11 protein-coding genes are annotated in these 13,277 nt (G+C 73.8%); 5 read left to right on the top strand and 6 right to left on the bottom strand.

The features are described 5' to 3' along the window. Positions 1 to 30 precede the first annotated feature (30 nt). Entirely contained in the window at positions 31 to 861 is an 831-nt protein-coding gene (locus tag ACFU3E_RS17815; protein WP_384158419.1) for a pentapeptide repeat-containing protein, read from the top strand. Here the strand turns inward: ACFU3E_RS17815 and ACFU3E_RS17810 are convergent. Next, complete coding sequence (locus ACFU3E_RS17810; RefSeq protein ID WP_384158417.1) at positions 823 to 2,319, bottom strand: cytochrome P450; 1,497 nt, start codon at positions 2,317 to 2,319, stop codon at positions 823 to 825. The genes ACFU3E_RS17815 and ACFU3E_RS17810 overlap by 39 nt on opposite strands. A gap of 108 nt (positions 2,320 to 2,427) precedes the next feature. On the opposite strand from ACFU3E_RS17810, the gene ACFU3E_RS17805 reads away from it, so the two are divergent. After that, entirely contained in the window at positions 2,428 to 3,036 is a 609-nt protein-coding gene (locus ACFU3E_RS17805; protein WP_384158414.1) for a TetR/AcrR family transcriptional regulator, read from the top strand. Between the two features lie 85 nt (positions 3,037 to 3,121). After that, positions 3,122 to 3,850 carry a DUF2470 domain-containing protein gene (locus tag ACFU3E_RS17800; RefSeq protein ID WP_384158412.1) on the top strand — a complete coding sequence of 243 codons (729 nt, stop codon included), beginning with the start codon at positions 3,122 to 3,124 and terminating at the stop codon, positions 3,848 to 3,850. Here the strand turns inward: ACFU3E_RS17800 and ACFU3E_RS17795 are convergent. The 5 genes from ACFU3E_RS17795 to ACFU3E_RS17775 form a co-directional block, all read right to left on the bottom strand. After that, the gene (locus ACFU3E_RS17795) at positions 3,818 to 5,011 is read right to left on the bottom strand and encodes a lactonase family protein (protein ID WP_384158562.1); all 1,194 of its coding nucleotides are present in this window, start codon (positions 5,009 to 5,011) and stop codon (positions 3,818 to 3,820) included. The two genes, ACFU3E_RS17800 and ACFU3E_RS17795, sit on opposite strands and share 33 nt — an antisense overlap. A gap of 115 nt (positions 5,012 to 5,126) precedes the next feature. Next, on the bottom strand, positions 5,127 to 6,254 hold the full coding sequence (locus ACFU3E_RS17790) for a hypothetical protein (RefSeq protein WP_384158409.1): 1,128 nt from the start codon (positions 6,252 to 6,254) through the stop codon (positions 5,127 to 5,129). A gap of 46 nt (positions 6,255 to 6,300) precedes the next feature. Continuing rightward, positions 6,301 to 7,554 (bottom strand): aromatic acid exporter family protein, encoded by a 1,254-nt coding sequence (locus tag ACFU3E_RS17785; protein WP_384158406.1) that lies wholly within the window; start codon positions 7,552 to 7,554, stop codon positions 6,301 to 6,303. Between the two features lie 87 nt (positions 7,555 to 7,641). Continuing rightward, positions 7,642 to 8,136 carry an FBP domain-containing protein gene (locus tag ACFU3E_RS17780; RefSeq protein WP_384158403.1) on the bottom strand — a complete coding sequence of 165 codons (495 nt, stop codon included), beginning with the start codon at positions 8,134 to 8,136 and terminating at the stop codon, positions 7,642 to 7,644. 102 nt (positions 8,137 to 8,238) lie between these two features. After that, on the bottom strand, positions 8,239 to 8,886 hold the full coding sequence (locus tag ACFU3E_RS17775) for a PAS domain S-box protein (RefSeq protein WP_384158400.1): 648 nt from the start codon (positions 8,884 to 8,886) through the stop codon (positions 8,239 to 8,241). A gap of 152 nt (positions 8,887 to 9,038) precedes the next feature. Here ACFU3E_RS17775 and ACFU3E_RS17770 point away from each other — a divergent pair, with 152 nt between their 5' ends. After that, positions 9,039 to 12,227, top strand: coding sequence for a cytochrome P450 (locus ACFU3E_RS17770; protein WP_384158397.1), 3,189 nt, complete (start codon positions 9,039 to 9,041; stop codon positions 12,225 to 12,227). A 30-nt stretch (positions 12,228 to 12,257) separates the two neighbouring features. Next, positions 12,258 to 13,220: a phosphotransferase family protein gene (locus tag ACFU3E_RS17765; protein WP_384158393.1), complete on the top strand. Its 963-nt coding sequence runs from the start codon at positions 12,258 to 12,260 to the stop codon at positions 13,218 to 13,220. Positions 13,221 to 13,277: the final 57 nt, after the last annotated feature.

The following is a 13,277-nucleotide window of genomic DNA, read 5'->3' as shown; positions in this document are numbered from 1 at the left end:
CATCGGGTTCCGTTCCGTATGCTGAACGGCATGCGAGATCACCAGGCTGAGCAGGCGGAACTGCGCGGCGACTGCGAGCGGTGCTTCGGGCTGTGCTGCGTCGCCCTGCCCTTCGCCGCCTCGGCCGACTTCGCGGTCGACAAGGCCGCCGGCACGCCCTGCCGCAACCTCCAGGACGACCACCGCTGCGGCATCCACGCCAGGCTGCGGCAGAAGGGGTTCTCCGGCTGCACGGTCTACGACTGCTTCGGCGCCGGGCAGCAGGTCTCGCAGATCACCTTCGGCGGGCAGGACTGGCGGAGCGGGCCGCCGGAGCGCGCCCGGCACATGTTCGACGTGTTCCCGGTGGTCCGGCAGCTTCACGAACTGCTGTGGTACCTGACCGAGGCGCTCACCCTGCCCGCGGCCCGCCCCGTACACGCCGAGCTGCGCAAGATCCTGGAGAAGACCGAGGAGCTGACCCGCGGGACACCGGAGGAGCTCGCCGGACTGGACGTGGCGGCCCATCGCCAGGAGGTCAACGTCCTGCTGCTGAGGACGAGCGAGCTGGCCAGGGCCGGCGCCAAGGGCCGCAGGAAGGACCGCCGGGGTGCGGACCTCATGGGCGCCCGGCTCGGGGGCGCCGACCTGCGCGGTGCCAGTCTCCGCGGCGCCTACCTCATCGCCGCCGACCTGACCGGCGCGGACCTGAGGGGAGCCGACCTGATCGGTGCCGACCTGCGCGACGCGGACCTCACGGACGCCGACCTGACCGGGGCGTTCTTCCTCACCCAGCCGCAGCTGAACGCGGCCCGGGGGAGTGCCGGGACCCGGCTGCCCGGGTCAGTCACCCGCCCCGGGCACTGGACAGCGCAGCTCTGAGGCCGGCTCCCGCACCGCGGTGCGGCGCTCCGGGCGCAGTCGCAGGCCCTCCGGCATCAGCGTCAGCCGTTCCGTCACGCGCAGCCGGTAGGCCGGGTCGGCCCGCAGCTCGTAGCGCCGCAGCAGCAGCCCGAGCACCAGCGTGGCCTCGTGCAGCGCGAACTGGCGCCCGATGCACGCCCGAGCCCCTGTCCCGAACGGCTTGAAGGTGTGCGGGGGCCGGGACCGTGCGGCCTGCGCGTCGAAGCGGTCGGGGTCGAACCGCTCGGCGTCCGCGCCCCACACCTCAGGATCCCGGTGCAGCATCGGCGTCAGCACCAGCGCCCACGCCCCGCGCCGCATGGGGTGCTCCCCGGCCAGCACCGTGTCCGCCCGGGCCTCCCGGGAGAACGCGGGCGCGGTGGGCCACAGCCGCAGCGACTCGTCCAGCACCCGGCGGACGTAGCGCAGCCTGGCCACCTGCTCGTAGGCCGGTTCCGCCGCGTCCGCCCACACCCGGTCCACCTCGGCGCGGGCCCGCGCGGCGATCTCGGGGTGGCGAGCGAGGTAGTGCAGGGCGAAGGAGAGCGCGCCCGAGGTCGTCTCGTGCCCGGCGACGAGGAACGTGATGACCTGACGGCGGACGTTCCGCGGTGCCAGCCGTTCCCCGGTGTCGGGGTGGGCCGTCTCCAGCATGCGGTCGAGCAGGTCCCCGTCGCCGCTTCCGGTGGCGCGCCGGGCCCGGACCAGTTCGTCGACCGTGTGGTTGAGGTGGGCGATGTCGGCCGCGTTGCGGCGGCTCGCGCTCCGCAGCAGCAGCGGAGCCAGCGGGAAGGGCACGGTGTTGAGCCGCTGCGCGTAGGTCAGCGTGCCCACCATCGCGGTCACGAAGGGATGCGGCCGGGACCGCTCGAACGAACCGAAGTCGTGCCCGAAGCCGGTGCGCGCGATCGTCTCCAGTGTCAGCTTGGTCATGTCGCCGGGCACGTCCACCGTCCGGCCCGCCTCCGCCGCCCGGTCCCAGTGCTCCGTCAGACGCCGCGCGACGGACAGCATCATCGGGTGGTAGCCGGCCATGGCCTCGCGGCTGAACCCCGGGGCGAGCACGTCGTGGGCCAGCTGCCAGTTCGGCTCGTGGTTGTACGCCGTGAACAGGCCGTCCCCGGCGACCGGCCGCAGATTGGCCACGCCGAGCCCCACGTGCTTGGCGAACCGCGACTCGTCCGCGAGGTCGGCCGCGTGCCGGGCACCCCAGACGAACACGAACTCCTTGCCGAACGCCTTCCGCCGGAACACCGGCCCCAGTCGGCGGGCGTAGCGCAGGGAGTCCTGCAACGGAGTGCGCCGGTTCACGCCCAGCACGTCACCGAGCAGCGGGATCCGGCGCGGCGGATGCGGGATGCGGTCCAGCTCCGGCCAGCCCAGCTCGGCACTCCGGAACCCCTTGGGCTCCCCGGTCCGTGTCGGCGCCTGGGTCATGACGCGATCTCCCTTGATCCGGCGGCGGGTTCGCATGTGTTGTACGTGGGTTCAATAGCGCGTTCAGTCTGGTCCGGTTGTTGAACCGACGTCAAGTAAAGTGCGGGCATGGCCGCGAACCAGGGCGGGCGCACGCGCCGCCGGCTCAGCACCGAGGAGCGCCGGGAGCAGCTCCTGTCGGTCGGGGCGCGGCTGTTCTCGGAGAGTCCCTACGACGACGTGTGGATCGAGCAGGTCGCCGAGATCGCCGGGGTGTCCCGCGGGCTGCTGTACCACTACTTCCCGACCAAGCGGGACTTCTTCGCGGCGGTCGTCGAGCGCGAGAGCGAGCGCATGCTGCGCATGACGGCGGCGGTGCCCGGCCTCCCGGTCCGCGAGCAGCTCGCCGCGGGGCTCGAGACGTTCCTGGAGTACGTCCAGGCCCACGCGCACGGCTACCGCGCCTTCCATCGCGCCGACGCGGCCGGGGACCAGGCGGTGCGCCGGGTCTACCAGCGGGCCCTGGCCGCGCAGGAGCGGCAGATCCTCACCGCGCTCGCCGCGGACCCCGAATTCGGCCCGGCCTTCGAGGAGCGGCCGGAGGTCCGGCTGGCCGTGCGCGGCTGGCTGGCGTTCACCACGGCCGTCTGCCTGGAGTGGCTGCGCGGCACGGAGCTGAGCCGGGAACAGGTGCGCGAGCTGTGCGCGCGTGCCCTGCTGGGTGTCCTCACGCCCTGAAAGGTCTCACAAAGATCACGTGACGTGGTTGGCGTGCACCCCGATCTTCGGTAAGTTAGGTGAGGCTTACCTAAGGAGGTCTGGGATGGGTGACGACAGCCACAGCTGGACGGCGGCTCCCGCCGCGGCGGAGCGGGCGCGCTCGGTGCTCGCCGCCGCGTGGTCCTGCTCCGTGACCGCGGAGGGCACACGGGAGGAACTGGTCGGCGCGCACAGCGTGGGCGAGGACGGCCGGGTGCTCGTGGACGTGCCCGAGGACAGCGCCCTGCTCGCGGCCGCGATCTGCGCGCCCCGCGGCGAGCCGTCCGCGGTGCTGGAGTTCGCCGACGTCGCGCCCGTCCCGGTCCGCAACCGGATCCGCTCCCGGCTGTGGCTCGCGGGCTGGTTCGCCGTCGACGGGGAGAGGCTCGTCTTCACACCCACCCGCGTGGTGCTGCGGCAGTCGTCCGGCTCCGTGGTCGTGGACCTCGACGAGTTCGCCTCCGCCGTCCCCGACCCACTCACCATGGCCGAGGCCCGGCTGCTGACCCACCTGGCCGACTGCCACGCCGACGCCGTCGAGCGGCTCACCCGGCTCGTCGACTCCGACAGCCTGCACGGCGCCGTCCGCGTCCAGCCGCTCGCCGTCGACCGGCACGGACTGACACTGCGCATCGAACGCGCCCGCGCCCACGGCGACGTACGCCTCGCGTTCCACGCGCCCGCCGACGACGTCGCGCAGCTCACCGAGCGCATGCACATCCTGCTCAGCCAGGCCACCGCCGCCTCGTGCCCGCGGGCCCTACAGCGGCAGCGCACAGACGGCGACGGGTGAGGGGAACGATTCGCCTGCGCGCCGCAGTCCGCCGCCGGCCTCGTCCACGTGGAAGACGGTGACGGTGGAGGACTTCTGGTTCGCCGCGAACAGCAGCGTGCCGTCCGGCGAGAAGGCGATCTGCCGTGGGAAGTCCCCACCCACCGGCACCGTGCCGAGCAGCCTGAGCCGGGCACCGTCCTCCTCGACGGCGTAGCGGGTGAGGCTGTTGTGGCCGCGGTTGGCGAGATAGGCGTAGCGGCCGTCGGCGGTCACCAGGATCTGCGCCGGGTAGCTCGTGCCCGGACCCGTGCCGGTGGCCTGCGCCTCGCCGACGGTCACACGGCCGGAGGCCGGGTCGTACGAGCAGACCGCCACCGTGTTGTCGACCTCGTTGGCGAGATACGCGAACCGGCCGCCCGGGTGGAACGTGAGATGGCGCGGCCCCGCGCCCGGCCGGGTCTGCGCCTGCGCGACCTCGGAGAGCGTGCCCGCCTTCTCGTCCAGCCGGTACGTGTAGACGGTGTCCGTCCCCAGATCGACGGCGAGCACATGGCCCCCGTCCGGGCTCGTCACGAACTGGTGGGCGTGCGGGCCCTCCTGGCCGGGGCCGGGCGGGGGACTGGAGTGCCGGACGAGTCCGGTGCGCTCGCCGAGGGCGCCCGAGGCGTCGATCGGATGCACGGCCACGCTGCCCGAGCCGTAGTTCGCGCTGAGCAGCCAGCGCCCGCCCGGATGCACCGACAGATGACAGGGGCCCGCGCCGCCGGTGCTCCGGCTGCCCAGCACCTTCCGGTCGGCCAGGCGGACGGCGGTCACCGCGCCGTCCTCGCGCTCGTCCACCGCGTACAGGGTGCGGCGGTCCGGGTGGATCGCGAGATACGACGGGTCGCCGACGCCGGTGATCGTGCCGGTGCCGGTGATCCGGCCCGTCGCCGTGTCGTACGTGGCCAGGCCGATGCCCTTGCCGCCGCCCTCGACGGACGTGTAAGTGCCGAGATAGAGCGGGCGGGGCCCGGAGGGGCGCCGGGCCCCGCGCGGCGGACTCGCGCTCGCCTCGGGCGCCGTGGTCGGAGTCGTCGCCGGCGCGGGCGCGTTGTCGCAGGACGGCAGCGCCGCCGCGGCGACCCCGCCCGTCAGCGCGCCGACGAACCGGCGCCTGCTCCAGCCACCACTGTCCATGTCGCCCCTCAGGTCGTCACTCGTCTCCGTCGTGACAGCCACCTTGGCGTTTCCCGGCCTCTGGGTGCAACAACGGCAGCGGGCGTCGCGCGCGACGCGACGTGCCCCGGGCCGGCTACCAGTCCCCGTCCCCGACCGGCTTGCCCGGTGTGTCCTTGAGCTGCCGTGTCTGCCCGGGCGTGGGCGGCTGCCAGGGCTCGTGGTCGTCGCCGAGCCAGTCGCCGACCGGCTTCACTGACCCGAGCGTGTCCGTGGGGGCCAGATCCTGCGCGTCCTCGTCGTAGTAGTCGAACCAGGGCAGGCCCGCGCGGGTGTACGCCGCCCGGTCCACCGGCGACGGCGGTGCGGCCTCGCCGGTGATGCGGCGCCACTCCGGCGGCGTCACCAGGTGCACGAAGACCCGGCCCGCGGGCTGCTCGGACCAGGCCGTGAGCGGCCGCTCGTCCTGGTAGACCTCCTGCCGCATGGAGCCGCCGACGCCCAGGCCCATCGCGGCGGCCGCGCGGGGCGCGCTCGCAGGAGCGCCCGCGGCGGCCGGTGCTGCAGCCGCCCCGGAGGCGGCCGGGGGAGAGCCGGGCGCGGGCGGGGCCGCGAAGGGCATCGGGGCGCCGAAACCGCCTCCCGCGGCGGCGGGACCGCCCGGCATCGCGGCGCCGTCACCACTCGGCGGGGCCATCGACCGCGTCCGCTCCGTCCGCTGCCGCTCCTCCTCACACCACCGCGCCAGCTCCCGGTCGTTCAGCGCGAAGGACTGCAGCTGTACGCCGCCCCACACCTCCTCGCCCGTGACCTGCCCCTCGACGGTGGCGCCCAAGCCGAGCGGCACGGCCACGAACTGCCGGACCGTGCCCGTGCCGGAGTTGATGCCGTCCAGCCAGGGCTGGCGGGGGAGCACCACGTAGTTCTGCGGGCCGCGTGCCAGGCTGTCGCTCCAGGGCCGGCCCGAGACCGCGCACACCTTGCCGACGCCGACCTGGAGCGCGGCCGGCTCCGAGGTGCCCGCGAAGCTCAGCCACATCGCCTCGCGCAGATACACCGGCAGCATCACACCGCCGCGCGCCCGCCACTCCTCGGGAACCCTGTCGCCGTAGTCGGCGACCCGCCGCACCGGGAACTCGCCGAGGCCCGGCGGCAGCGGATGAGTTCCCGTCTCCGGCAGGCGCAGGGTGCGGATGAACCGCACGGCGACCCCGCCCGGCAGCCGCAGTGTGTTCCCGTCGATCCGCACGGTCGTGTCGGCCATCGGCCCGCTCCTCGCCTCAGGTGCCGGCCCCGTGCCGGCGTTCCCCTCAGCGAGAACGCCCGTCGAACCCCGCGCGGTTCCGCCACAGCTGCTCCGTGACGCCCAGCCGCTCCCGCATGCGAGTCAGACGGGGCATCCGGGCGCGTTGCTCGCGCGACACGCGGTCCAGTTCCTCGAACAGCCGCCGCGTGCGGTGCTCGGTGTCGAGTTCGTCGAGGATGCGGTTGACCTCCGTCAGGACGGCTCCCGGAAGCTGCCAGTGCGCCGGGTCGCGTTCGGCCTCCTCGCGCAGCAGCAGGGCCAGCTTGTCGCGGGTGCCCGCCGCGGTGCGCAGTTCCGCGGCGAGGCGCTCCTCCGCCGACTCGGCGCTCGCGCTGAGGTGGGTGGTGACCAGCACGGCGAAGCTCACCACGGCGTCGGCGATCTCGGACAGCAGCTGCTCCAGGGCGGCGCCCGTCTCGGCGTCGAACAGCGGCTCGGGCTCGCGCTTTTTCGCGAGGTCGGTGAGGGAGCGGGCGAGCACGCGCAGGACGACCGTGCAGATCTCCAGCGTGTCCAGGCCGGTGCGCATCACGACCCGGTGCAGCACGCTGTCCTGCACGCGCGGGTTGAGCCGCAGACTGTCCTCGGCCTGCCGGAGGGCCGCGTCCACGTCGACGATGTCGTGGTCCAGGCGGCGCGCCTCGTGCAGCTGCTTCACCGCCCGCTCCACGGGCGTGCCGCCCGCGGCCTCCTCGCCCATGCGCAGCATCAGCTGCCGCAGCCGGCGCGCCAGGCCCTCGATGGACTCGCCGGCCTCCTCCACCCAGACCGGCGGAGCCAGCAGCAGGTTGCAGGCGAGCCCGACGACCGCGCCGATCAGCGTCTCCACCACCCGGGCCCAGGCGGTGTCCCCGACGGTGGTGACGCCGAGGACGAGCATCGCGCTGATCGCGACCTCGGGTACGTACTCCTCCACCCGGACCAGTCGTCCCACGGCCAGCGAGGCCACGAGGAGCAGTGCGAGACTCCACCAGGTCAGTCCCACCAGCAGGCTGAACGCGATGGCCACGATCACGCCGGTCACCACGGCGTTCACCCGGCGGAAGCCGTTGGTGAGCGTGGCGTACAGCGTCACCTGGACGACCAGGAGCGCCGTCAGGGGAGCGGTGAGGGGCGCCGCCTCGGGGCTCAGCCGCAGCGCGATGACGTACGCGATCGTCGCCGCGGTCGCGGACCGCAGCGTCTGGACGACGACGGGATCACGACGTTTCCTCACGATCCGCCCGGCGTGCGCCGTCCACTCACGTACCTCTCGCATCCTCGGGCTGTTCCCCTTCCCCGGGCGTATCGAACGCGTCCATGAAGGACGTTAGTGCCGGGGGAAAAAGCGGGCGACCGAGAGCGGTCAGGCGTACACCTTGTCGAGGAACGCGGCCAGATGCCCCGTGGTCCGCCCGATCTGCTCCTCCAGGGTGAGGCTCTCCTCGAACCGTGCCCCGGTCTCCAGCGCCTTCTTCCCGCGTACGTACAGGGAGCAGGCGAGGTCGGTGCACATGTACGCCCCGACGGTGTTGCCCTCGCGCCCGGCCGCCCCCGCCTTCCGGGCGGTCATCAGCGAGACCCCGCCCCGCGGGTGCGTCGTCAGGCACAGCGAACACATGCTGCGGTGCAGGAACCCGCGCTGCGCGGCCTGGAACCGCATCGCCACGCCGACGAGCCGCCCTGCCCGCTCGGTCACCAGATAGCTCCGGTCCGGCGCCCCCGGATCCCGCCACCCGAGGAAGTCGAGATCGTCCCAGGGGCGCTCGCCGAGGTCCCGGGGCACGGCCAGACGCTTGGCCTCGCCCTTCGAGCAGTTGACAAAGGAGTTGCGGATGTCCTGCTCGGTGAGCGGCTTCATGGAGGGCTCCTCTGGAGTGGTCGTCGCGAAACCTAGGGGCCCTAGGTTGTGGGGGCCAGGCCAGGTTAGACACCCGCGACGCACGGGGCGACCGTATTTCCGTCACGCCTCGTCGCCCGAGACGCCCGGCGGCCACACCCCGGGGGTCAGCACCCCCAGTGCATAGGCCCGGGCCACCAGTTCCGTGCGGTTGGACGCGCCCCAGCGGGACGACAGGCGGCGCAGGTGGTAGGTCACGCCGTCCGCGGTGAGGGACGTCTCGCGGGCTGCCCGGGCCGTGGTGGCGCCGGCGGCCAGAAGCGCCAGGATGCGGGCCTCCGCCGGGGTGGCATGGGCCTGTCCGGCGGGTGCGGTGGGGGAGGGGGCGCGTTCGGCGTCCACCCGGAGCATCACCAGCAGGGCCGGGGTGTCCTCCACCGTGTCGCTGACCGGATCCGCCGTCAGTTCCCCGCAGCGCTCCACGCCGCCGGGGGTCTGCCAGCGCACCGACACCTGGTAGCGGGAGCGGTGGCGCAGGCGCAGGGCCTCGGCGATGCGCTCCACCTGCGTGGCCTCCCGCGGGCTGAACAGGTCCAGCACGTCACGGCCGCGCAGCTGCCCCGGCGTCCTGCCGCATTCCGCGGCCATCGCCGGATTGGCCAGCAGCACCGCCCCGTACACGTCGCACACCGCGACCGGCATCGCGACCCGGTCGAACAGGAGCAGGGCGCGGTTGCGCCACGTCACAGCCTCCTGCCGGGCCAGGTCCACGAGCCTCTCCTGCCATGCCGGGCCGCTCTCACGCAAGAGCGGCGCATCTGCTTGCACTACACAATCATGTAGGGCCACGGCGCGGCCTCCCGGGCCCGGTGGATCACGCTGGAGCGCAGTACTTCCGTACCGCGAAAGGCAGTTGCCGCGTCATGCCCCCCACCGGACAGACTCCCCTGACCGCCGACACCCTCCCCGGCGTCCCCGTCGCCGACATCTCCGCCACCGGACCCGGCGGTGCGCCCGTCCAGCAGGCCATGGACCTGATGCGCGAGCACGGCCCCGCGTTCGTGCGGCGGCTGTACGGGCGGGACACCCTGTTCGTGGGCGACCTGGACCTCGTGGCCGACCTCGCGGACGAGCAGCGGTTCGCCAAGCACATCGGGCCCGGCCTCGAGAACGTCCGCGAGTTCGCCGCCGACGGCCTGTTCACCGCCTACAACGACGAGCCCAACTGGGCGAAGGCGCACGACATCCTGATGCCCGCCTTCGCGCTGGGCTCGATGCGCACCTACCACCCCGTGATGCTGAAGGTGGCCCGCCGGCTCATCGCGTCCTGGGACCGCGACGCCCGCGCCGGGCAGCCGGTGAACGTCCCCGACGACATGACCCGCATGACGCTCGACACCATCGGACTCGCCGGCTTCGGCTACGACTTCGGCTCCTTCGAGCGGGCCGAGCCGCACCCCTTCGTCGAGTCGATGGTCCGCTGCCTGGAATGGAGCATGACCCGCCTGGCGCGCGTCCCGGGCCAGGACCACTCGGCGCAGGACGCGGCCTTCCGGGACGACTCCGCCTACCTCGCCCGGGTCGTCGACGACGTCATCGCCGCCCGCACCGGCACCGACCAGAGCGACGCCGACGACCTCCTGGGCCTGATGCTCACCGCCGAGCACCCGGCCGACGGCACCACACTCGACACCGCCAACATCCGCAACCAGGTCATCACGTTCCTGATCGCCGGCCATGAGACCACCTCCGGCGCCATGTCCTTCGCGCTGTACTACCTCGCCAAGCACCCCACCGCGCTGACGCTGGTGCAGCGCGAGGTCGACGAGCTGTGGGGCGGCCAGGCCGACCCCGAGCCGACGTACGACGAGGTCGGCAGGCTGACCTACACCCGACAGGTCCTCAACGAGGCCCTCCGGCTCTGGCCCACGGCCGCCGTCTTCTCCCGGCAGGCCCGCCAGGACACCCTGCTCGGCGGCCGCATCCCGCTGCGCGCCGGGCAGTCCGCCCTGGTCCTCACGCCGATGCTGCACCGGCAGCCCGTGTGGGGCGACAACCCCGAGCTGTTCGATCCCTCCCGCTTCACGCCCGAGGCGGAAGCCCAGCGGCCGGTGCACGCCTTCAAGCCGTTCGGCACCGGCGAACGTGCCTGCATCGGACGCCAGTTCGCACTGCACGAGGCGACCATGCTGCTGGCCATGCTCGTCCACCGCTACCGGCTGCGCGACCACGCCGACTACCGGCTCACCGTCAAGGAGACCCTCACCCTCAAGCCCGAGGGCTTCACCCTCGCGCTCGCCCCCCGCACCTCCGCCGACCGGGTCCACACGCCGCTGCCCGGAGCCGCCCCGGCCCAGGACACCGAGTCGGCCGAACCGCACGGCCTGCCCGCCCGCGTCCGCCCCGGCACCGCCGCCCTCGTCCTGCACGGCAGCAACTACGGCACCTGCCGCGACTTCGCCGCCCAGCTCGCCGACGAGGCCGCCGCGATCGGCTGCGACACCGAGGTGGCACCCCTTGACGCCTACGCGGACGGCCTTCCCACCGACCGGCCCGTCGTCATCACCGCCGCCTCCTACAACGGCCGCCCCACCGACGACGCCACCGCCTTCGCCGCCCGGCTGGAGGAGACCCACGACCTGTCCGGCGTGACGTACGCCGTCCTCGGCGTCGGCGACCGCAACTGGGCCGCCACCTACCAGCACGTCCCCACCCGCATTGACGAGCGACTCGCCGAGTCCGGCGCCGCCCGGCTGCTGGAGCGCGCCGCCGCCGACGCCTCCGGCGACCTCACCGGCACCGTCCGCACCTTCACCACGGCGCTGCGCCATGCCCTGCTCGAGCGCTACGGCGACCCGGACGCCACAGCCCCGGCCGCCGGGCCCGCGACCTACGAGGTCCGCGCCCTGACCGGCGGTCCGCTGGACGCCCTCGCCGAACGGCACGGTCTCGTCCCCATGCGCGTCACCGAGGCCCGCGACCTCACCGCGCCCGGCTACCCGCGCCGCAAGCGGTTCCTCCGCGTCGCGCTGCCGGACGGCGTCACCTACCGCACGGCCGACCACCTCACCGTGCTCCCCGCCAACGCCCCCGGCCTCGTCACCCGCGCCGCCACCGTGCTCGGCGTCGACCTCGGCACCGTCCTGGACATCCGCGCCACCCGCCCGCGCCGCGACGGCATCGCCGTGGACCGGCCCGTGACGGTACGGCAGCTGCTCACTCACCATGTGGAGTTGCAGGAGCGGCCGAGCGCCGGGCAGCTGGCCGCGCTCGCCGCCGCCAACCCGTGCCCGCCGGAGCGCACGGCCCTGGCCGCCCTCACCGACGACCCGCGCACCCTCGTGGAGGTCATCGAGGACCATCCCGCACTGCGCGGCGCCCTGGACTGGCCGCAGCTCCTCGACCTCCTGACCCCGCTGCGCCCGCGCCACTACTCCATCTCCTCCTCGCCCGCGGTCGACCCCGGCCACGTGGACCTGATGGTGTCGCTGCTTCAGGCCCCCGCCCGCTCCGGCAGGGGCGTCCACCGGGGCACCGGCTCCGGCCACCTCGCCACCGTCGAGCCCGGCGACACCGTGTACGCACGCGTACAGCCCTGCCGGGAGGCCTTCCGCATCGACGTCAGCGCCGGCTCGGCACCGGTCGTCATGGTCGCGGCGGGCACCGGCCTCGCCCCGTTCCGCGGCACCATCGCCGACCGCACGGCGGCGCTCGCGGCCGGCACCGCACTCGCCCCGGCCCTCTGCTACTTCGGCTGTGACGCCCCCGACGCCGACTTCCTGCACGCCGGGGAACTGCGCGCCGCCGAGACCGCCGGTGCCGTCTCGCTCCGCCCCGCCTTCAGCGAGACCCCCGAGGGCGAGGTGCGGTTCGTGCAGCACCGGATCGCGGCCGAGGCGGAAGAGGTCTGGGCCCTGCTGGACGCCGGAGCGCGGGTGTACGTCTGCGGAGACGGTTCCCGCATGGCGCCCGGGGTGCGGGAGGCGTTCCGTACGCTGTTCCGCAAGCACGCGCAGGCCGCCGACGCCGCCGACGAGGCCGCCGCCGAGCAGTGGCTCGACGGCCTGATCGCGGACGGGCGTTACGTCGAGGACGTGTACGCGGCAGGCTGACCGCAACGGCAGGGGAGGGGTGGACACACGGTGACGGACTCCTGGGAACGGGCCCGGCACATCCTGGAGGCGGCGGGCCTGGACCCCGGCAGCCTTGCCCACCTCGCCCCGCTGACCGGCGGTACGTACAACACCGTCGAGGAACTGGGCCTCACCGACGGCAGCCGCTACGTGCTGAAGGTCCCGCCCGCCCCGGCCGTCCCCGGTCTGCGGCACGAGAAGCGGCTGCTCGTCTCCGAGGCCGAGTTCTACCGCTCGGCCGCCCGGGCCGGGGTCCCCGCGCCGCGGGAGGTGTCCGCGGGGGAGGGCTTCCTGCTGATGACGGCCGTCCCGGGCGACCCGTGGGACGGCACGCTCACCGACACGGAACAGACCACCCTGCGCACGGAGCTGGGGCGCCAGGTGGCCCGCCTGCACGGCGTGACCGGCCCCGGCTACGGCTATCCCTCCGGCGCCCTCGGCCCGCTCGTCCCCGACTGGCGGACCGCGTTCACGACGATGCTCGACGCCGTCCTCGACGACGCCCGGCGCTACGGGGCCCGGCTGCCCCGCCCCGTCGACGCGGTGGCCCGTACCGCCGCGTCCGCGTACGGCGCCCTCGACGAGGTCACCGGAGCCTGTCTCGTCCACTTCGACCTGTGGCGGGGCAACATCCTCGTCGACCGCTCGGGCGGACGGTCCCGCATCGGCGGCCTCATCGACGGGGAGCGCATGTTCTGGGGCGACCCCCTCGCCGACTTCGTCTCCCTGGCGCTGCTCGGCGACATCAGGAAGGACGAGGAGTTCCTGGCGGGCTACGGGGAGGCCGGTGGCCGGGTTCGCTTCGACACCCCGGCCCGCCTGCGGCTCGCCCTGTACCGCGCCTACCTGTACCTGATCATGCTCACCGAGACGGTTCCCCGCGGGGCCGGTGAGGAGCAGCAGCGGTGGGTGCAGGAGAGGGTCGCCCCGGAGCTCGTCGCGGCCCTGGACGAGATCGAGCGTGCTTCCTGACGGCCCTGGCCGTGCGCGGTCAGCTCACATCGTGGCCGGGACGGCGTCCCACTGGAG

Source organism: Streptomyces sp. NPDC057424 (assembly GCF_042803315.1).
GTDB lineage: Bacteria > Actinomycetota > Actinomycetes > Streptomycetales > Streptomycetaceae > Streptomyces.
Note: the sequence above shows the minus strand (reverse complement) of the source record. Positions and strands in the feature narration are given on the sequence as shown.

Coding starts and splice junctions, on each gene's coding strand:
- ACFU3E_RS17815 (WP_384158419.1), top strand. CDS start 31: ATGCGAGATCACCAGGCTGAGCAGGCGGAACTGCGCGGCGACTGCGAG.
- ACFU3E_RS17810 (WP_384158417.1), bottom strand. CDS start 2,319: ATGACCCAGGCGCCGACACGGACCGGGGAGCCCAAGGGGTTCCGGAGT.
- ACFU3E_RS17805 (WP_384158414.1), top strand. CDS start 2,428: ATGGCCGCGAACCAGGGCGGGCGCACGCGCCGCCGGCTCAGCACCGAG.
- ACFU3E_RS17800 (WP_384158412.1), top strand. CDS start 3,122: ATGGGTGACGACAGCCACAGCTGGACGGCGGCTCCCGCCGCGGCGGAG.
- ACFU3E_RS17795 (WP_384158562.1), bottom strand. CDS start 5,011: ATGGACAGTGGTGGCTGGAGCAGGCGCCGGTTCGTCGGCGCGCTGACG.
- ACFU3E_RS17790 (WP_384158409.1), bottom strand. CDS start 6,254: ATGGCCGACACGACCGTGCGGATCGACGGGAACACACTGCGGCTGCCG.
- ACFU3E_RS17785 (WP_384158406.1), bottom strand. CDS start 7,554: ATGCGAGAGGTACGTGAGTGGACGGCGCACGCCGGGCGGATCGTGAGG.
- ACFU3E_RS17780 (WP_384158403.1), bottom strand. CDS start 8,136: ATGAAGCCGCTCACCGAGCAGGACATCCGCAACTCCTTTGTCAACTGC.
- ACFU3E_RS17770 (WP_384158397.1), top strand. CDS start 9,039: ATGCCCCCCACCGGACAGACTCCCCTGACCGCCGACACCCTCCCCGGC.